Source organism: Stenotrophomonas sp. B1-1 (assembly GCF_010894375.1).
Classification (GTDB): Bacteria; Pseudomonadota; Gammaproteobacteria; order Xanthomonadales; family Xanthomonadaceae; genus Stenotrophomonas.
The window spans coordinates 206425-223889 of record NZ_JAAIUZ010000004.1 but is presented as its reverse complement, the minus strand read 5'-3'; the positions used below and the strand labels follow the sequence as shown (position 1 = coordinate 223889).

General features: G+C 67.9%; 17 protein-coding genes. 8 read left to right on the top strand and 9 right to left on the bottom strand.

Annotated features, from left to right (window positions below):
* Nucleotides 1-153 precede the first annotated feature (153 nt).
* The 3 genes from G4G00_RS03190 to G4G00_RS03180 all read right to left on the bottom strand — a co-directional run bounded on the left by G4G00_RS03190 (nt 154) and on the right by G4G00_RS03180 (nt 3145).
* Complete coding sequence (locus G4G00_RS03190) at nt 154-801, bottom strand: PIN domain-containing protein (RefSeq protein WP_164271142.1); 648 nt, start codon at nt 799-801, stop codon at nt 154-156.
* A 68-nt stretch (nt 802-869) separates the two neighbouring features.
* The gene (locus G4G00_RS03185; RefSeq protein WP_108748781.1) at nt 870-2012 is read right to left on the bottom strand and encodes a PilT/PilU family type 4a pilus ATPase; all 1143 of its coding nucleotides are present in this window, start codon (nt 2010-2012) and stop codon (nt 870-872) included.
* Nucleotides 2013-2107: 95 nt separating this feature from the next.
* On the bottom strand, nt 2108-3145 hold the full coding sequence (locus G4G00_RS03180; RefSeq protein WP_108748780.1) for a type IV pilus twitching motility protein PilT: 1038 nt from the start codon (nt 3143-3145) through the stop codon (nt 2108-2110).
* A gap of 87 nt (nt 3146-3232) precedes the next feature.
* Here G4G00_RS03180 and G4G00_RS03175 point away from each other — a divergent pair, with 87 nt between their 5' ends.
* Together G4G00_RS03175 and proC are read left to right on the top strand one after the other, a co-directional pair.
* Nucleotides 3233-3910, top strand: a complete 678-nt coding sequence (locus G4G00_RS03175) for a YggS family pyridoxal phosphate-dependent enzyme (RefSeq protein WP_108752365.1) — start codon at nt 3233-3235, stop codon at nt 3908-3910.
* Between the two features lie 20 nt (nt 3911-3930).
* A complete protein-coding gene (proC, locus tag G4G00_RS03170; protein WP_164271139.1) occupies nt 3931-4752 on the top strand; it encodes a pyrroline-5-carboxylate reductase in 822 nt (273 codons plus the stop codon).
* A 95-nt stretch (nt 4753-4847) separates the two neighbouring features.
* Here proC and G4G00_RS03165 read toward each other — a convergent pair whose 3' ends face one another.
* Nucleotides 4848-5720: a LysR family transcriptional regulator gene (locus G4G00_RS03165; RefSeq protein WP_164271136.1), complete on the bottom strand. Its 873-nt coding sequence runs from the start codon at nt 5718-5720 to the stop codon at nt 4848-4850.
* Between the two features lie 100 nt (nt 5721-5820).
* Here G4G00_RS03165 and G4G00_RS03160 point away from each other — a divergent pair, with 100 nt between their 5' ends.
* Nucleotides 5821-6423 (top strand): short chain dehydrogenase, encoded by a 603-nt coding sequence (locus G4G00_RS03160; protein WP_108752362.1) that lies wholly within the window; start codon nt 5821-5823, stop codon nt 6421-6423.
* 17 nt (nt 6424-6440) lie between these two features.
* On the opposite strand, the gene soxR is transcribed toward G4G00_RS03160, so the two are convergent.
* Entirely contained in the window at nt 6441-6875 is a 435-nt protein-coding gene (soxR, locus tag G4G00_RS03155; RefSeq protein ID WP_108748775.1) for a redox-sensitive transcriptional activator SoxR, read from the bottom strand.
* An 82-nt stretch (nt 6876-6957) separates the two neighbouring features.
* Here soxR and G4G00_RS03150 point away from each other — a divergent pair, with 82 nt between their 5' ends.
* A complete protein-coding gene (locus tag G4G00_RS03150) occupies nt 6958-8328 on the top strand; it encodes an MFS transporter (RefSeq protein WP_164271133.1) in 1371 nt (456 codons plus the stop codon).
* Nucleotides 8329-8421: 93 nt separating this feature from the next.
* Here the strand turns inward: G4G00_RS03150 and G4G00_RS03145 are convergent, their stop codons facing one another.
* On the bottom strand, nt 8422-10440 hold the full coding sequence (locus G4G00_RS03145) for an alpha/beta hydrolase (protein WP_164271130.1): 2019 nt from the start codon (nt 10438-10440) through the stop codon (nt 8422-8424).
* Nucleotides 10437-11414, bottom strand: coding sequence for a DUF4105 domain-containing protein (locus G4G00_RS03140; protein WP_164271127.1), 978 nt, complete (start codon nt 11412-11414; stop codon nt 10437-10439). Before G4G00_RS03140 ends, G4G00_RS03145 begins: the two co-directional genes overlap by 4 nt.
* 152 nt (nt 11415-11566) lie before the next feature.
* On the opposite strand from G4G00_RS03140, the gene G4G00_RS03135 reads away from it, so the two are divergent.
* Together G4G00_RS03135 and G4G00_RS03130 are read left to right on the top strand one after the other, a co-directional pair.
* Complete coding sequence (locus G4G00_RS03135) at nt 11567-11986, top strand: GFA family protein (RefSeq protein ID WP_164271124.1); 420 nt, start codon at nt 11567-11569, stop codon at nt 11984-11986.
* Between the two features lie 311 nt (nt 11987-12297).
* Nucleotides 12298-13092, top strand: coding sequence for a hypothetical protein (locus G4G00_RS03130; protein WP_164271121.1), 795 nt, complete (start codon nt 12298-12300; stop codon nt 13090-13092).
* A gap of 481 nt (nt 13093-13573) precedes the next feature.
* On the opposite strand, the gene G4G00_RS03125 is transcribed toward G4G00_RS03130, so the two are convergent.
* Together G4G00_RS03125 and G4G00_RS03120 are read right to left on the bottom strand one after the other, a co-directional pair.
* Complete coding sequence (locus tag G4G00_RS03125) at nt 13574-14461, bottom strand: LysR family transcriptional regulator (protein ID WP_164271118.1); 888 nt, start codon at nt 14459-14461, stop codon at nt 13574-13576.
* 38 nt (nt 14462-14499) lie between these two features.
* Nucleotides 14500-15336: an SDR family oxidoreductase gene (locus G4G00_RS03120; RefSeq protein WP_240336071.1), complete on the bottom strand. Its 837-nt coding sequence runs from the start codon at nt 15334-15336 to the stop codon at nt 14500-14502.
* 202 nt (nt 15337-15538) lie between these two features.
* Here G4G00_RS03120 and G4G00_RS03115 point away from each other — a divergent pair, with 202 nt between their 5' ends.
* Both G4G00_RS03115 and G4G00_RS03110 read left to right on the top strand, forming a co-directional pair.
* Nucleotides 15539-16312 carry a DeoR/GlpR family DNA-binding transcription regulator gene (locus tag G4G00_RS03115; protein WP_164271113.1) on the top strand — a complete coding sequence of 258 codons (774 nt, stop codon included), beginning with the start codon at nt 15539-15541 and terminating at the stop codon, nt 16310-16312.
* A 20-nt stretch (nt 16313-16332) separates the two neighbouring features.
* Entirely contained in the window at nt 16333-17463 is a 1131-nt protein-coding gene (locus G4G00_RS03110) for an MFS transporter (RefSeq protein WP_164271110.1), read from the top strand.
* The last annotated feature ends 2 nt before the right edge of the window (nt 17464-17465 follow it).

Below are 17465 nucleotides of genomic sequence, written 5' to 3'. Positions count from 1 at the left end.
GGTCCCTCCACCCTGGCTCCTACATACCTCGTAGGAGCCGGCGGGAACATACAAGCTTGCTCGACTGCCCTGCGCTACGCGGGCCATCAGTCGAGCAAGCTCGACGCTACGAAAGCGCGGTCAACCGGGCGAAACCCCGCCTTTGCAGCCGCCTCAGGCGCTGAACTTGCTCAGCTGGTAACGAAGTTTGCCTCCCTCCACCACCATCCACTTCCTGTGCTGAAGCTCGGCAATCACGCCGGGAATCCGCTCCTGCGGCACATGCCCAGCCAATGCATTGCCCAACGACTTGATCGACGCAGGGCGCTTGCTGCCCACCTTGACCAGCCACCCATGAACATACTTCAGGCACTCCTGCCCACTCATCGGCTTGGCCGTTGTTTTTGCCTGGGGCTTGGCCGCAACCGGCGTGCTCGCGGCCGCACTGCGGAACATCGGCAGCGCCTCTATCGACACGCTGCGGGACACCGCGAACTGTCGCCCGCGCAGATAGGCGATCAGCGGATCGTAGCCGGTGTCCTTGGAAATGATGTGGATGCGCGCCTTCGAGTCGCTGCTGAGCAGTTCACCGACGTGGAAGGCAATATGAAAGTCGAGCGCATTGGGTCCCTGCCCCTTGCAGCGCACGTAGCACCCGTGACTGCCCAGAGCATGGATCGCCTCGGCCACGTCGATGTGGATCTTCGTCTGCGCACTGCCCACGAACACGATGACCTTGAAGCCTGGCGCGACCAGCCCCTTCAGAGAACAGGGCTGCACGTTCTCGTAATCGATCAGCACAATGTTGCGCTGCGCCGGCATGTCCATATGCATCCCCGTCAGGTTGCAGCCGCCGCCGGGGTGCGTTCACCCCGGCATTGTCCGGGCGCTCAGCGCACCTCGGAAATCTCCACCCCATCAAGGCCCTGCGACAGCGTGCGTGCGTCGCCGCCCTGGCTCAGCTTGATGCGCAGGCGCACTTCGTTCTGCGAATCGGCGTAGCGCAGTGCATCCTCGTAGCTGATCTCGCCGGCCTGGTACAGCTCGAACAGGCTCTGGTCGAAGGTCTTCATGCCCAGCTGGACCGATTCCTTCATCAGTTCCTTCAGCTTGTGGATCTCGCCATCGCGGATGTAGTCCTGCACCAGCGGCGTGCCCAGCAGGATTTCCATGGCGACCTTGCGCGAGCGACCGTCCGGCGACGGCACCAGCTGCTGCGCAACCACGCCCTTCAGGTTCAGCGACAGGTCCATCAGCAACTGGTTGCGGCGGTCTTCCGGGAAGAAGTTGATGATGCGGTCCATCGCCTGGTTGGCGTTGTTGGCGTGCAGGGTGCACAGCACCAGGTGGCCGGTTTCGGCGAAGGCGATGGCGTGGTCCATGCCTTCGCGGGTGCGCACTTCGCCGATCATGATCACGTCCGGCGCCTGGCGCAGGGTGTTCTTCAGCGCCGCTTCCCAGCTGTCGGTATCGATGCCCACTTCACGCTGGGTGATGATGCAGCCTTCGTGCTTGTGCACGAATTCGATCGGGTCTTCGATGGTGATGATGTGGCCGGTCGAGTTCTGGTTGCGGTAGCCGATCATCGCCGCCAGCGAGGTGGATTTACCGGTACCGGTGGCGCCCACGAACAGGATGATGCCGCGCTTGGTCATCGCCAGCGTCTTGATGATCGGCGGCAGGCTCAGTTCTTCCACGGTGGGAATGCGCGTCTCGATGCGACGCAGCACCATGCCCACCTGGTTGCGCTGGTAGAAACAGCTGACGCGGAAGCGCCCCACCCCGGCCAGGCCGATGGCGAAGTTGCACTCGTGGGTCTTTTCGAACTCCTCGCGCTGCGCCGGGGTCATCACGTTCAGCACCAGGTCGCGGCTCTGCTGCGGGGTCAGCGGTGTCTGGGTGATGGGCGAGATCTTGCCGTTCACCTTGATCGCCGGCGGCATGCCGGCGGTGATGAACAGGTCGGAGGCGCGCTGGTGCGCCATCAGCTTGAGGAACGAAGTGAAATCGATGGTGCTGGCGGTGCTGTTCATGGCGGGCTCCCAATGGGCATGTGCCAGAGATCGGTCGATGGCGGAACGTCAATGCGGCGACCACGCCTGTGCGGGCCGCCGCGCCGAAGCCGTCCTTACTCGAACAGACGCTTGTCCTTGGCGTACTCGCGCGCCTGGTTGCGGGTGATCAGGCTGCGCTTGACCAGGTCCTGCAGATGCTGGTCCAGGGTCATCATGCCGTACTGCTGGCCGGTCTGGATGGCCGAGTACATCTGCGCCACCTTGTCCTCGCGGATCAGGTTGCGGATGGCCGGGGTGCCGACCATGATTTCCCACGCCGCGGTACGGCCACCGCCCACTTTCTTCAGCAGCGCCTGCGAAATGACCGCGCGCAGCGACTCGGACAGCATCGAGCGCACCATCGGCTTTTCGCCGGCCGGGAACACGTCGATGATACGGTCGATGGTCTTGGCCGCCGAACTGGTATGCAGCGTACCGAACACCAGGTGGCCGGTTTCCGCGGCGGTCAGCGCCAGGCGGATGGTTTCCAGGTCGCGAAGTTCGCCCACCAGGATGATGTCCGGATCTTCACGCAGCGCCGAGCGCAGTGCTTCGTTGAAGCCATGCGTATCGCGGTGCACTTCGCGCTGGTTGATCAGGCACTTCTGCGAGGTGTGCACGAATTCGATCGGATCCTCGACGGTGAGGATATGGCCGTATTCGTTCTTGTTGATGTGGTCGATCATCGCCGCCAGCGTGGTCGACTTGCCCGAACCCGTCGGCCCGGTCACCAGGATCAGGCCCTGCGGCTGCTGGATCACTTCGCGGAACAGCGGCGGGCAGGCCAGGTCTTCCAGGGTCAGCACTTCCGAGGGAATGGTACGGAACACCGCACCGGCACCACGGTTCTGGTTGAAGGCATTGACACGGAAGCGCGCCAGCGACGGAATCTCGAAGGAGAAGTCCACTTCGAGGAATTCCTCGTAATCGCGGCGCTGCTTGTCGGACATGATGTCGTACACCAGCGCGTGGACCTGCTTGTGGTCCAGGGCTGGAATGTTGATCCGGCGAACATCGCCGTCCACGCGGATCATCGGCGGCAGGCCTGCGGACAGGTGCAGGTCGGACGCTTTGTTCTTTACGGAAAACGCCAACAGTTCGGCGATATCCATGAGCGGCTACTCCCCAATAACGGCTGCGACTGGAAGGATCTTTCCCCGGGCGGCAGTATAGCCTCCTGTCACACCGGAACGCGTTACGTGCCCACTCCCCTGCCCGAAATCCTGAGCAACCTGCACAACGCCGCCGAGGCCGCCGGGCGGCCACCCCCGCGCCTGCTGGCCGTTTCCAAGACCCAGCCGGCACAGGCCGTGGCCGCGCTGGCCGCGCAGGGCCAGCAGGCCTTCGGCGAGAACTACGTGCAGGAAGCCCTGGCCAAGATGCAGGCGCTGCAGGACCTGCGGCTGGAATGGCACCTGATCGGTCACCTGCAGTCGAACAAGGCCGAGGCCGTGGCGGCGCATTTCGACTGGGTACAAAGCGTGGACCGGGCCAAGCTGGTGACCGCACTGGCCCGCCATCGGCCGGCCGGGCGCGAGCCGCTGAACGTGCTCATCCAGGTCAACATCGACGATGAAGGCAGCAAGCACGGCTGCAGCCCGCAGCAGGTGGATGCGCTGGCCCAGGCCATCGCCGCCGAACCGTCGCTGCGCCTGCGCGGGCTGATGGCCATTCCTGCGCCGTGGCCCGAGGCCGCGCGGCGCCGTGAAGCTTTCGTGCGCATGCGCACACTTTTCGAGACACTGGCCGCCGGCCACCCGCACGTGGACACCCTGTCGATGGGCATGAGCGGCGACTACGCCGAAGCCATCGCCGAAGGCGCCACCCTGGTGCGCATCGGCACCGCCCTGTTCGGCGCGCGCCCGCGCCCGGCCTGATTCGCAAGGAGAACTGTTCCATGGCAGCGGCATCCATCACCTTCATCGGCGGCGGCAACATGGCGCGCAGCCTGATCGCCGGGCTGATCCGCCAGGGCACGGCACCTGCGCTCATTCACGTGGCCGAACCGGTCGCTGAACTGCGGCAGGCGCTGGCCGATGATTTCGGCGTGCAGACCCATGACAACGCCGCCGATGCGGCCGCGCAGGGCAGCGTGTGGCTGCTGGCGGTGAAGCCGCAGGTACTGCGCGGGGTCTGCCAGAGCCTGCAGGGGCTGGCACAGCAGCACCCGCCGTTGGTCGTATCGATCGCCGCCGGCATCACCAGCGCGCAGCTGCAGCGCTGGCTGGGCGGTGCCCTGCCGGTGGTGCGCGCAATGCCCAACACCCCGGCCCTGCTCGGCGCCGGCGTGACCGGCCTGTATGCCACCGCCGCGGTCAACGTGCAGCAGCACGCCCAGGCCGAACAGGTCCTGGCCAGCGCCGGGCGCACGGTGTGGATCGACGATGAAGCACTGATGGATTCGGTCACCGCCGTCTCCGGCAGCGGCCCGGCCTATGTGTTCCTGCTTGCAGAAGCGATGGAAACGGCCGGTATTGCCCAGGGCCTGCCAGCCGACGCCGCGCGCACGCTGGTGGTGCAGACCCTGCTGGGCGCCTCGCGCATGCTGGATGAAGCCGGCGAGAGCCCGGCCGAACTGCGCCGCCGGGTCACCTCGCCCAACGGCACCACCCAGGCCGCGATCGAAAGCTTCCAGGCCGATGGGTTTGAACTGCTGGTCGGCAAGGCGCTGCGCGCGGCGCAGCAACGTGGGCGGGAATTGTCTGCCGCCAACGATTGATCCCGATGTGCCGACCAACGGTCGGCACCCACCGATCATCCATCTGGGGTCAGATCCCTTTGCGCCAGCAAAGGGCTCTGACCCCTGACCCTGAACTACCCCAGCTGTTCCATCACGTACTCCACAAAGCACTGCAATCGCGGCCTGGGCCTGCGATCGGGCAGATAGATCAGGTGCATCGGCCGTGGCTCGGGAAGATAGTCGCGCAGCACCGGCTTCAGCCGCCCCGCGGCGATCTCCGCAGCCAGCAGGGCCGTCGGCTGCAGCACCAGGCCCGCGCCGGCCACTGCGGCCTCGCGCAAGGCCAGGCCATCATTACTGCTCAAGCGCGCTTCCCAGTCCACCTGTTCGCCATTGGCCAGCTGCCAGCCATGGCCACCGCGCCACGCCAGGTGGCTCAGGCAGTCATGCCCGGCCAGATCGGCGGGCGTGCGCGGTGTGCCGCGACGTCGCAGATAGGCCGGTGCCGCGCACAGGCTCATCGCATACGGCGGCAACGGGCGCGCCACCAGTTCCTGTGACGGCAGCGGGCCAACCCGGATCGCCGCATCGAAGCCGTCTTCGATCAGGTCCACACGGCGGTTGCTCAGGTCCAGTTCGATGTTCAGTTCCGGCTGTGCGCGCAGCAGCCCGGCCAGCAGGGGCGCCAGCACGCAGCTGCCCCAGGTGGTGGGCGCGCTGATGCGCAGCAGGCCACGCGGCTGCCGCTGCAGGCCCGCCACGTCGGCCTCGGCCTGCAGCACCTGGTCCTGCACCTGGCGGCAAGCGGCCAGATAGGTAACCCCGGCGTCGGTCAGCCGTTGGCGGCGGGTATTCCGCTGCAGCAGCGCGCTGCCCAGGTGCGCCTCCAGCTGCTGGATGTACTTGCCCACCATCACCGCCGAGACCTGCAGGTGTTCGGCGGCGGCGGAAAAGCTGCCATGGTCGGCCACGGCCACGAACGCCTGCATGCAGCGCAACAGATCCATTGCAAACCTCTGATTAGCAATCAGCGAACCTTTTCTACCTTACCAAACCCATGGATCCCGGCGCAGACTGGCCGCCTCACCTCTTCGCCTTGGAGTCGCCATGAAGATCCTGCTCGTCGGTGCCAGCGGTACGCTGGGCCAGGCCGTCGCCCGCCACCTGGGCCAGCAGCACCAGATCATCACCGCCGGCCGCAACAGCGGCAGCCTGCGCGTGGATCTGACCGATGACAGCAGCGTGGCCGAGCTGTTCGCGCAGAGCGGCCCGCTGGATGCGGTGATTTCCACCGCCGGCAAGCTGCACTTCGGCCCGCTGCAGAGCATGACCGCCGCCCAGTTCAACAGCGGCCTGCAGGACAAGCTGCTGGGCCAGGTGCGTCTGGCACTGGCCGCCCAGCATCACCTGCCTGCAGGCGGTTCGATCACGCTGACCAGCGGCATTGTCAGCGCGCAGCCGATCCGCGACGGCGCCAACGCGACCGCGGTGAACCAGGCGCTGGAAGGCTTCGTTCGCGCTGCTGCGCTGGAACTGCTGCCGCGCGGGCTGCGCATCAACGTGGTCAGCCCGAACGTGCTGGTGGAATCGATGGAGGCCTACGGGCCGTACTTCCCGGGCTTTGAAGCGGTGACCGCGCAGCGCGCCGCGCTGGCCTTCCAGCGCGCGGTGGAAGGCATCCAGAGCGGCGAGACGCTCACCGTCTGGTAGGCGCTGGCAGCAACGGATCAGCCCCAGCGCATGGGGCCATCGCCGCGCTGGCCCAACACATCGTCCGGGTTGGCCAGCCGGCAGCGCTTCAACGACAGGCAACCGCAGCCGATGCAGCCGGTCAGTTCATCGCGCAGCAGCTGCAGCATGTGGATGCGTTCTTCCAGCTCCTGCTGCCAGCGCGCCGACAGTCGTGCCCAATCGGCCTTGGTCGGCGCGCGCCCCTGCGGCAGGGTCTCGAACGCGCGCGCCACTGCCTCCAACGGCATGCCCACCCGCTGCGCCACGCGAATGACCGCCAGCCGGCGCAGCACATCACGCGCGTAGCGGCGCTGGTTGCCCGCGGTGCGCAGGCTGCTGATCAGCCCCTTGCGCTCGTAGAAGTGCAGCGCCGACACCGCCACGCCGCTGCGTCGCGCCACCTCGCCCACCGCCAGTTCCGATTCCGCCATCGCTTGACCTCAACCTTGGTTCAGGTGCGATGCTGGCGCTTCCGCAGCGTGAACACAAGCGCCGCACTGCTATCGTTTGCCGATGAACACCAACTCCCCCGTTGCCATGGCGCAAGCGCCCGTGGCCGATTCCATTCTGTCCCCTGCCCACCGCGCCACCACCGTGGGCATGGTGGTACTGGTTGCATTGCTGGCCTTCGAGGCGCTGGCGGTGGCAGCGGCCATGCCCACCGTAGCCGAGGCGCTGGACGGCCTGCGCCTGTATGCGCTGGCCTTTGGCGGAACACTGGCCACCAGCGTGGTCGGCATGACCGTGGCCGGACGCTGGGCCGACCGCGACGGCCCCGCCCGCCCGCTGTGGTGGGGCCTGGCCAGCTTCCTGCTGGGCCTGCTGCTTGCCGGGCTGGCCACGCGCATGGGCATGCTGGTGGCTGGCCGACTGCTGCAGGGGCTGGGCAGCGGCGCCATCTCGGTGGCGCTGTATGTGATGGTCGGCCGCCACTATTCCGAAACGCTGCGGCCGAAAGTGTTCGCCGCGTTTTCCGCCGGCTGGGTCGTGCCGTCACTGGTGGGACCGGCGATCAGTGGCTTGATCGTGCAGCACCTGGGCTGGCGCTGGGTATTCCTGCTGGTGCCATTGCTGGCGGTGCCGGCGGCGCTGATGCTGCGGCCGGCCCTGGCCGGTCCGGCGCGCGTTTCAGCCCCTGCGGGCGCGGACGAGCCCGACGACCGCGTGCGCTGGGCGGGCGGCGCGGCGTTGGCCGCCCTGTTGTTGTACGTGGGCGGCCAGCAGCACGGCGGCGTGGCCGCGGCCTGCATGATCGTGGCGTTGATCGCATTGCTGTGGTGTGCGCGCAGGCTGTTGCCCAACGGCACCCTGGCACTGCGCCGCGGCCTGCCCAGCGTGATCGCGCTGCGCGGCGTCGCCGCATCGGCCTTCTTCGCCTGCGAGGCGTACCTGCCGCTGCTGCTGCAACGCGAGCGCGGGCTCTCGCCCAGTTGGGCCGGTGCGGTGCTCAGTCTGGGTGCGCTGGGCTGGTTCGCCGGTTCGTGGCTGCAGGGCCACCAGCAGCGCGGCTGGTCGCGCCAGCGCCTACTGCGGGTGGGCACGGTGCTGATGAGCGTGGGCATCACCGCCACCCTGGCGGTGCTGTTCAACGCGGTGCCGCTGCTGCTGGCGCTGGCAGGCTGGGCCCTGACCGGTTTCGGCATGGGCCTGATCTACGCCAGCCTGTCGGTGCTCACCCTGTCGCTGTCAGCGCCGCAGGAACAGGGCCGCAACAGTTCGGCGCTGCAGTTGAGCGAAGCGCTGTGCGTGGCCACGGCGCTGGCCGTGTCCGGTGCCTTGTTCGCCCTGTTCGTGGAAACCGCGCCGCACACCGGCTATGTGCTGTGCCTGGCGATCACCGTCGGCCTGGCCGTGTTCGCTACCGTGGTTGCGCGGCGGGTGTGATGGTTCTGCGGGGTCAGAGCCCTTTCCGCGGGAAAGGGATCTGACCCCGGGGTCGGATCCGTTTTCGCAGAAAACGGCTCCGACCCCAAGGCCTCACGGCTTGGCAACAACCCCCACCTCGTCGATGTCCTGGTGCAGGATGCGCCGCACTTCCAGCACCGCCTGCGGTGTTTCCTGCACGCTGTGGCCGGAAATGATCACCTTCTCTGACAGCGCGCCCGGCAGGTGCGCGCTCCAGTACGGCACCAGGCCATCATCGGACTGCTGCAACGGCAGTTCCGGTTTGCGCTGGGCAATGATCGAGTGGTATTTCAGCCCCGCCTCGATCGGCAGGTGCGCGGCGGCTTTCACGAACGGGTCGCTGGCCTTCAGGTTGTCGATGCTGTTGGGAATCTTCGGCTTGGCGGTGCCATCAACCTGCTGCTCCGCCTGCGCCAGGGCCAGGAACACGTCTTCGAACTTGCCCAGGATGGTCAGCGGCAACCGCACCAGCCGACCGATCAGCCGGCCCAGCTTGTTGCCGGCAATATCGGTGCCCTGGTGGGGAGCGGCAATGAAGATCGCGCGCTCGACATGGGGCTGCGCCTTGAAGTGCAGCAGCGGGCCCAGCTTGGCCTGCACGCGCTTCAGGCGTTCGCCCTTCAGCTCATAGCTGGCCAGCAGATCGTCCCACAGCACTTCACCGGAATCGCTGACCAGCAGCCGCGCCAGCACGCCGCCCATGCTGTGGCCGATGTAGACCATGTCCTTCGACGCCGGCGCGCTGCCCTGCGGGTCGAAATGCTTCAGCGTCTGGTTGAATGCGGTGGCGATCTCGTAGCGGTTCAGTGCAATCGGTGCATTGGTCGGGTAGTAGACCTGCCACACCTGGAACTGGCTGCGCAGCTCGGGGTCGCCCATGATCTCGTTGGCCAGGTTCACCCAGGCTTCCGGGCTGCTGGCCAGGCCGTGCAGCATGAAGATGATGCGGCGGTTCGGGTCCCACGGCTGCATCAGGTAGATGTGCGGTTCGCCGATGCCTTCGCTCAGGCCGAACAGGGTACGCAGCGACTGCGTGGCAAAGCCGCTCTGCGCCAGCCACAGACCATAGGCAGCGGTGAAGTTACCGGCCAGCGGCACGCTTTCGCCGTGCAGGGTGATGCGTTCGGTGGCTTCCGGCGAATAGGCATCCAGCTCCACCCGCCGCGTGCGCATCACATCGTCCAGCGTTTCACCCTGGAAGCGCAGCAGCGCGGTCACGTTGATCGCCGACATCTCGCTGAACACCGGCACGTCAGTATCGCGCCCGCGGCGGGGCGTCGATGCTCCAGCGCCGCTGTCGCTGCCCTGCACCTGCGGGCCGTCGCCGGCGATCACCGGCGCCACCAGCTTCGGCGGGTCCATCACCATCACCAGTTCGGCACCGAAGCCATCACGGCGGTAGGTGCTGCGCAGGCCGACGAAGCTGACCGAGCCGGCCGGTACCAGCTGCGCGGGAATGCTCTTCAACTGCAACTGGCCGTAGTTCGAGGCCAGCGTCCAACTGCCGGCCGACAGCGGCTGGGTGTAGTCCTCGCCGGCCAGCGCCGCCGCACGCGCACGGGTGAACAGCACCACCGCCGCTTTCTCGGCGGCGTAGTTGTAGTAATCGCGTACCTGGGTCTGGCGATCCTCGAACGCACGATCCGACGGCGAGCGACCGCTGTGGAACAGATAGGCATAGCCGTAGCGCGCTGCTTCCAACCAGGCATCCAGCGCGGCATCGCTCATCGGCGGTTCGCCCTGCACGTGCTTCTTCGGGGTCAGCGCCAGCGCCGCCTTCACCCACAGCTCGGACAAGGTGGACAGCCGCTGTTCGACGTTCAGGTCGTCGGTCATCAGCAGGGTGCTGCGGCAGACCAGGAAATCCTTTTCGCACTGCGCTTCGTCCAGACCGGCCGCACTCAGCGTTTCGCGCGAGGCTGGACTCAGCTTGCCGGTGTTCAGTACATCCGAACGCTTGTTCACCAGCGAGTCGCTGGACGCGACCTGCTTCACCGTCACCATCGCGCAGCCACTGCTGCCCAGCAGCAGGACCGTGGCCAGCACGGCCGGCAGCAGGCGGCCCACGCCCATCATCGCGCGCAGGCTCATGGCTGTTCGTCCTGGCCGGTACCCGGCACGCCCTGGCGGATCACCCGGGAAAAGTCCTGCCCCGGCGCCATCTGCAGCGCACGCTGGGTGATGCGCCCCTTCGCGTGCAGTTCGTTGAAGGGCACGCCCGGGGTCAACGCGCCTACCTGCTGCGCGTATTCGGCCAGGTAGCCCGACAACAACAGGCGGTAGTCCAGCGGCAGACCCGGTGCGATATGCCGCGCCAGGTCGAACACGATGGTGGTGCAGTTGCTGGTCAGGGTGTTGTAGAAGGCGGGCTTCTCATCCAGCTTGCGCGCCTCGTCCAGATAGGCGGCAAACAGGGTTTTCAGCTGTGCGCGGTCCATGCCGTGCAGCCGGTACAGGTACACATCCTCGCCGCGCGCATTGGTGCGGGTGCGCAGGATGTCGGTTTCCTCCGACGCCACCAGGGTCATTTCGAAGCGGCGGAAGAAACCGCCGATGGCCGAAAATGCCTCGCCGCGTTCCTTGCGGATTTCCAGCGAAAACACCAGGTAGCGCCCATCGTCGAAGCCGAACGAGACCAGCGTGTGGGCGATGGCCGGGCCCATCCAGTACGACAGCACCAGATCGGCCGAACGCAGCTGGTCCAGATCGTAGCGGCGCTGCACCCAGCGCGCGTCGTAGTCGGTTTCGCTGCGCCAGGTGAAGTCGCGCACGTTGTCCAGCACCACATGGCGGCCATCGAACGAGGCCACGTGCAGGCGCTGGGCCACATCATCGGCCCAGTCGCGGTCCTGGCGCGGGGTCAGCAGCAGCCAGCCCAGCCCGGCCAGCCCCAGGCAGGCGGTCACCGCGGCCGTCCAGCGGCGCGGGCTGCGCCCACGCGCCACCCGCCAGGCAGTGAAGCCGGCCAGCGCCAGCCACAGCGCGGCCACGGCCGCCGACAGCCAGCCCGGCCCGGGCAACTGGTAGGCCAGCAGGCCGGCTACCCACAGCGCCAGCAGCGCCATGGCACATCCTGTCATCCAACGTCCTGCGGCTCTCACGGGCATCCTGTCGCTTGCGGGGGCGGCCTAGTTAGCCACAAGCGACCTGACCCTGGCATCTACAACGCGTTCAGCAAGCGCATACTGGCGGCCTGACCACAGTGCAGGGAGCATTCATGGGCATCACATCGGTCGCCGGGGTTCCGGTGCAGGCGCAGCACCGCGCCACCTGCCATTGCGGCACGGTCGAGCTGCAGCTGGAGCTGCCCGAGGGCATCGTCGATCCACGCCGCTGCGACTGCTCCATGTGCCGGCGCCGCGGCGCCATCGTGGCCAGCGTGACCCGGCAGGGCCTGCAGGTGCTGCGCGGGCACGCCCACCTGCGGCTGTACCAGTTCAACACCCACGTGGCCGAGCACTACTTCTGTGGCGTGTGTGGCATCTACACCCACCACCGGCGCCGTTCCAACCCGGACCAGTTCGGCTACAACGTGGCCTGCCTGGAAGGCATCGATCCCTTCGCGTTGGGGTTGATTCCGACAAACGATGGCGTGAACCATCCGGCCGACCGGACCTCCGACACCGACGCTCAGTGACGGCTTCGGCGCGCTGGCGGGCCGATCTTCTGCCATGGCGCCATGCCACTGCGCCCTGCCCGTGCGGGACGCTTGAGCCAGGGCCGACGGGGCGGCAAGGGCGGATCAACCGCCATCGGCGTCGGCAGCGGTCGGCGGCTGGGCCAGAGATGATCAAGCAGCCACATGGCAGGTCTCCGTGGGGGACGGGGACGATCAACCCTAGACCCACCGCGGCATAGGCCGCGTGAGTTCCTGGCGACGCGACGATGACAGCGCCAACCGTTCCGCGCTCGATAGACTGTGCGGCCGTAGTGAGCACACGTAGGCGCATGGCGATCAAACACCCGGACGTACTGAAGCTTCTTGCCGCGGCCAACCTGGTCGAAGCGATCGACAGCGACGTGAAGCGCTGCGCGCACTGGGCACGGCTGGGGCCGCAGGCGGCTGAGCGCACGCAAGCGCAGATCGGCGCGGAGGTGATCGACACCGTGCTGCTGCGCTGGAACTGCATCCTGCACGCCGGCCCTGCCGAGGTTGCGCCGCTGTATGTGCACAAGACCTCACTGGCACTGGCCGTGTGCCTGCACCGGCAGGGCTTCACCGATGCGCGGCTGACCGGCGATGCGATCACGGCCATCGCGGCCCTGAATGCGGCGGTGGCCTTGAACGACACCTTCCACCGTCGCAGCGCTGAGATCGAAGCGTTGCTGCGCAGCGCGCCGTTGATGCCGGCACGGCGCCCGTCGGTGCCGAAGGCGAATACCGCCTGGCGCGCTGGCGATGTCGTGGGCATGCAGGTGGCTGGACGCCACCATGCCTTCCATGTGCTGAAGATCAACGGCGATGCGCCCATCGTGGAGTTCTACGACATTGCGCAGGACACGCCGCTGGCATGGGAACAGCTGCAGGGTGTCGTCGCCCGCGGTGAACGCCTGAACGACGGCCGCGACTACGTGGACCGCCACGCCCTGTACGGTCTGCAGCAGCAACCCGACCCGGCCCACCAGTTCCGCCTGCTGGCCAGCGGCGTTGAACACGGGCCGGACAACGCCCACCTGGCACGGCACGATGGCCTGTATGCCGTCAGCGACATCTTCCGCATGGCGCGCCAGCTGCTGCCCTAGTGACGTAGATGCACCGCCCGCCGCCACTCCCCAGGCGCGCTGCGCACTGCCCCCGAGCAGGCGCAACCGACACGTCCGCGACGAGGTGCGGACGGGCGGCGGGCGATGCGGGTTGGCGTACCGGACAACTCTGGACTGACCGGCGGACCGTCATGATCCCCACACATCGCCCACCACAGACAGTGCTTCGCAGCAGCCAGGCACGCCGTCCGTGACGTGCGCCGGTGCTGCGCCAGAGTTGATTGTGGGACGCCAATCCCAACCGATCCCACGGAACCGGCACGCACAGACTTGCCTGCACGACGGTGGCTGTCTGTAGGAAAGTGCCGCTGCAACAGCGGGGGTTTTTCCAGCGGCTGCTCAGGCGATGTCGTGACCCTGCAGAATCAGCGCTTCGCGCGTGCCGGCCGCAGCGGCTGAAGGCAATCACACGCGCGGATTCGGGCCGCGCGCGACACCGTCCCCACGCGCATCGAGTCGATCACGCCAGATGTTCCGCATCCGCCATGTCCAGGAACTGCTGCAACACCGGTGCGGGCAGTTCGGGGCGCGTGCACAACTGCAGTTCGAAACGTGCCGCGCTTCCTTCGATCACGCGATAGACGATTTCATCAGGACGGAAGCCGGCCATGCTGGCCGGCACGATGGCCACGCCCGCTTCCACCGCCACCAGCGACAGCACCGCGTGCATGCCATGTGCCTCCTGTACCACCCGCGGCGTGAAGCCCGCGGCCGTGCACAGGCCCAGCACCTGCGCGTGGAAGCCGACGCCTTCGGCCGAGGGCCAGGACACGAACGGTTCGTCGGCCAACGCGGCCACGGTCAGTGCAGGCTGCGCGGCCAAGCGATGCCCGCGCGGCAAGGCAATGGCCAGGCAATCGACGTCGAACGGCTGCAGGCGCAGTTCGGCGGAGATGATCGGCGGAATCAGCACGCCCACATCGACGTTGCATTCGCGCAACCCATGCTGCTGCTGCCGCGAGGTCGCTTCCTGCAGGTGCAAGCGCACCTGCGGGAAGGCCTGGCGGAAGCGCCGGATCAAGCTGGGCAGGCGCCCATACAGGGCGCTGCCTACGTAACCCACGCGCAGGCTGCCGATCTGCCCCGCCGCCGCTTCGCGCGTGCGTTGCACCGCCTGGTCGGCCTGCAGCAGGGTCGCCCGCGCTTCAACCAGCAGCGTCCTGCCGGCCATGGTCAGCCCCAGCGTGCGATTGCCGCGCACGATCAGCTCGGCGCCGAGCTCTTCCTCCAGGCGTCGCACGGCGGCCGTCAGCGGTGGCTGCGACATGTGCAGGCGGGCAGCGGCGCGGTGGAAATGCAGTTCCTCGGCCACCGCCACGAACTGGCGGAGCAGACGCAGGTCGATCATGGCAGGGCCGGTTCAAGAGACCCGCCTAGGGTACGCGCTCAGCCGCGCGCGTCGACACTGGGCCTTGCGATCGCCGGCCACTGCAGGGCCACCGACTCGATGCTGTCGGCCTGCACCGCGCGCAGATCGCGCGGATACGCGACATGCTCGGCTTCCTGCAGCCGCAGCGCATGGAACTGGCCATTGCTGGCGCGCAGGATCCAGCCGCCCTGCCGGCAGCGCGTGGACGCCAGGAACGCGACACCGGTGGCGACGGCGGCAGGATGCAGTTCGTCGGGTTCGCCTTCGATGCCCCACATGCGCGTCTTGGCCACCGGCGAAACCGCATTGACCACGATGCCGTGTTCGGCCCCCTCCAGCGCCAGCACGTTCACCAGCCCCTGCGCGGCCAGCTTGGCCATGGCATAGGCCGACAGCCCGCGCTGCGCGTACTGCGGGTACAGCGCGCGGTCGGAGGTGGTGATCACGATGCGGCCGCCACCGGCCTCACGCATGGCAGGCCATGCGGCCTGTGCCAGCCACAGCGGTGTCTTGGCGGCCACGCACAGCATCTGCTCCAGCGCGGCATCGTCGATGCTTTCCACGCCCTGGTAGGCCACCCAGCCGGCGTTGTGGATCAGGAAGTCCAGGCGGCCATGGCGCTGCAGGATGTCGCGCACCAGCGCATGGCAGCTCTCACGCTGGTCGATCGCACCACTGGCCGCTTCCACGGCCAGGCCTTGCGCCTGCAGCGCCTGCACGCACTGGCCGATGCGCTGGGGGTCGCTGCCGGTGCCATCCAGACCCGCGCCGATGTCGTGCATCACGACGTGGGCGCCGCGCTCGGCCAGCAGGCGGCTGTAGGCCAGGCCCAGGCCACCGGCCGCGCCGGTCACCAGTCCAACCTGGCCCGTAAAGGAAACAAGAGAAATCGGCTTCATCCGCCCAGCATCGCGGTGCAGGCCCTGGTGCCGCCAATACCGTTGAAACCCCTGCACGATACGCGTGGCGTATCGCGCGGCCTCATTCGTGCCAGCCGTCGCGCGGCTGAATGCACACAATTGCACGATGATGCACGATCATGCACACTCCGCACCCATGACAGCCGACCCCACTCTCCCCGCCCAGCGCACCCAGCTGATCCTGGACGAACTGCGTCAGCAGGGCCGCGTGGTGGCCGCCGACCTGGCGCGCCGCTATGCCGTGTCCGAAGATTCGATCCGCCGCGACCTGCGCGAACTGGCGGCCCAGGGACTGTGCCAGCGTGTGTACGGCGGCGCCGTGCTGCCGGCACCGAAGCCGGCGCCGCTGCGCGAACGGCTGACCCAGGACCGCGGCGACAAGGCCGAACTGGCCGCGCGCGTGGTGGCCCTGCTGCAGCCCGGCCAGGTGCTGCTGATCGATGCCGGTTCGACCAACCAGGCCATCGCCCAGCAGCTGCCCGGTGCGCTGGCGCTGACGGTCATCACCAATGCGCCGCAGATCGCCACGGCGGCGGCGTGGCAGGCCGGCACCCGCGTGCACCTGATCGGCGGCCGCCTGGCCGAGGGCGGCGGTGCGGTGGGCGCCGAGGCGCTGGCCCAGGTGCAGCGGCTGCGCGCCGATGTGTACCTGCCCGGCGCCTGTGCGGTCGATGCCGATACCGGCGTGTGGGCGATGGATGGCGAGGAAGCCACGTTGAAGCGCGCGATGCTGGCCTGCGCCAGCCGGGTGATCGTGGCCGCGACCACCGAAAAGCTGGGCGCGCGTGGCGTGTGGCAGGTGGCTGCGCTGGATGAGATCGACGATCTGGTGTTGACCACCTCCGCCCCGGCCGCGCTGGCCGAACGCTTCCGTGCCGCCGGCATTGCCGTGCATCCCACGCATTCCTGACCCCCTTGCCCGGTTCTTCCATGACGCCTGTTTCCTCGCCCCGCGCGCAGCAGCACGCCACCCGTGCTGCGTTCTTCATTCCTGGTTTCGCCACCGCCATCTGGGCCACCCTGGTGCCCTTCGCCAAGGCCCGCAGCGGGGTGGACGACGCCACCCTCGGACTGATCCTGCTCGGCCTGGGCGCCGGTTCGCTGTTGGCCATGCCGCTGGCCGGCGTGCTGGCGGCGCGGCTGGGTTGCCGCACGGTGATGATCGCCACCAGCGCGCTGATCTGCCTGTCCCTGCCGTGGCTGGCGGTGGCGTCCTCGCCCTGGGCGCTGGGCGCGATCCTGTTCGTGTTTGGTGCCGGCGTGGGTGCCATGGACTGCACCATGAACGTGCAGGCGGTGGTGGTGGAACGCGAATCGCGGCGCGCGATGATGTCCGGCTTCCACGCCTTCTACAGCATCGGCGGCTTCGTCGGTGCGGCCAGCACGCTGCTGCTGGGGGCCTGGCTGCCGCTGCTGCCGGCGGTGCTGGTGGGCTGCGCGGTGATGGTGCTGATCGCCCTGCCCGCCCTGCGCCACTGGCGCAACGAACGGGTCGCGCATGAGGGCCCCTTCCTGGCCTGGCCGCGCGGCATCGTGCTGTTCATCAGCGTGCTGGCGTTCGTGGCGTTCCTGGCCGAAGGCACCATGCTGGACTGGAGCGCGCTGCTGCTGACCGATGTGCGCGGCGTGGTACCGACGCTGGCTGGCCTGGGCTATGCCGCCTTCGCCCTGAGCATGACCGTGGCGCGCCTGTTCGGTGACCGCGTGGTGGACCACCTGGGGCGGCACCGCGCCATCGTACTGGGCGGGTTGCTGGGTGCGGCGGGCGTGCTGGTGCTGACCCTGGTCACGCCGTGGCAGGCCTCGCTGGTCGGCTACGTGATGCTGGGCCTGGGCTGCGCCAACGTGGTGCCGGCGCTGTTCTCGCTGGCCGGCAACCAGACCCGCATGCCCGAGGGCGTGGCAATCACCGCGGTCACCACGCTGGGCTATGCCGGTGTGCTGGCCGGGCCGGTGCTGATCGGCTTCGCCGCCCACCATGTGGGGCTGGTGGGCGCCTTCATCGGCGTGGCGGTGGCCTTCCTGGGCGTGGCGGTGTCGCCACGCTGGCTGAAGGCCTGACC

Excerpts from the sequence above, each read along its gene's own strand:
- G4G00_RS03135 (WP_164271124.1), top strand. The coding sequence starts at position 11,567 with ATGGGCATCACATCGGTCGCCGGGGTTCCGGTGCAGGCGCAGCACCGC.
- G4G00_RS03150 (WP_164271133.1), top strand. The coding sequence starts at position 6,958 with ATGAACACCAACTCCCCCGTTGCCATGGCGCAAGCGCCCGTGGCCGAT.
- G4G00_RS03185 (WP_108748781.1), bottom strand. The coding sequence starts at position 2,012 with ATGAACAGCACCGCCAGCACCATCGATTTCACTTCGTTCCTCAAGCTG.
- G4G00_RS03125 (WP_164271118.1), bottom strand. The coding sequence starts at position 14,461 with ATGATCGACCTGCGTCTGCTCCGCCAGTTCGTGGCGGTGGCCGAGGAA.
- proC (WP_164271139.1), top strand. The coding sequence starts at position 3,931 with ATGGCAGCGGCATCCATCACCTTCATCGGCGGCGGCAACATGGCGCGC.
- G4G00_RS03165 (WP_164271136.1), bottom strand. The coding sequence starts at position 5,720 with ATGGATCTGTTGCGCTGCATGCAGGCGTTCGTGGCCGTGGCCGACCAT.
- G4G00_RS03145 (WP_164271130.1), bottom strand. The coding sequence starts at position 10,440 with ATGAGCCTGCGCGCGATGATGGGCGTGGGCCGCCTGCTGCCGGCCGTG.
- G4G00_RS03190 (WP_164271142.1), bottom strand. The coding sequence starts at position 801 with ATGCCGGCGCAGCGCAACATTGTGCTGATCGATTACGAGAACGTGCAG.
- G4G00_RS03160 (WP_108752362.1), top strand. The coding sequence starts at position 5,821 with ATGAAGATCCTGCTCGTCGGTGCCAGCGGTACGCTGGGCCAGGCCGTC.
- G4G00_RS03140 (WP_164271127.1), bottom strand. The coding sequence starts at position 11,414 with ATGGCGCTGCTGGCGCTGTGGGTAGCCGGCCTGCTGGCCTACCAGTTG.
- G4G00_RS03115 (WP_164271113.1), top strand. The coding sequence starts at position 15,539 with ATGACAGCCGACCCCACTCTCCCCGCCCAGCGCACCCAGCTGATCCTG.
- G4G00_RS03110 (WP_164271110.1), top strand. The coding sequence starts at position 16,333 with ATGACGCCTGTTTCCTCGCCCCGCGCGCAGCAGCACGCCACCCGTGCT.
- soxR (WP_108748775.1), bottom strand. The coding sequence starts at position 6,875 with ATGGCGGAATCGGAACTGGCGGTGGGCGAGGTGGCGCGACGCAGCGGC.
- G4G00_RS03130 (WP_164271121.1), top strand. The coding sequence starts at position 12,298 with ATGGCGATCAAACACCCGGACGTACTGAAGCTTCTTGCCGCGGCCAAC.
- G4G00_RS03180 (WP_108748780.1), bottom strand. The coding sequence starts at position 3,145 with ATGGATATCGCCGAACTGTTGGCGTTTTCCGTAAAGAACAAAGCGTCC.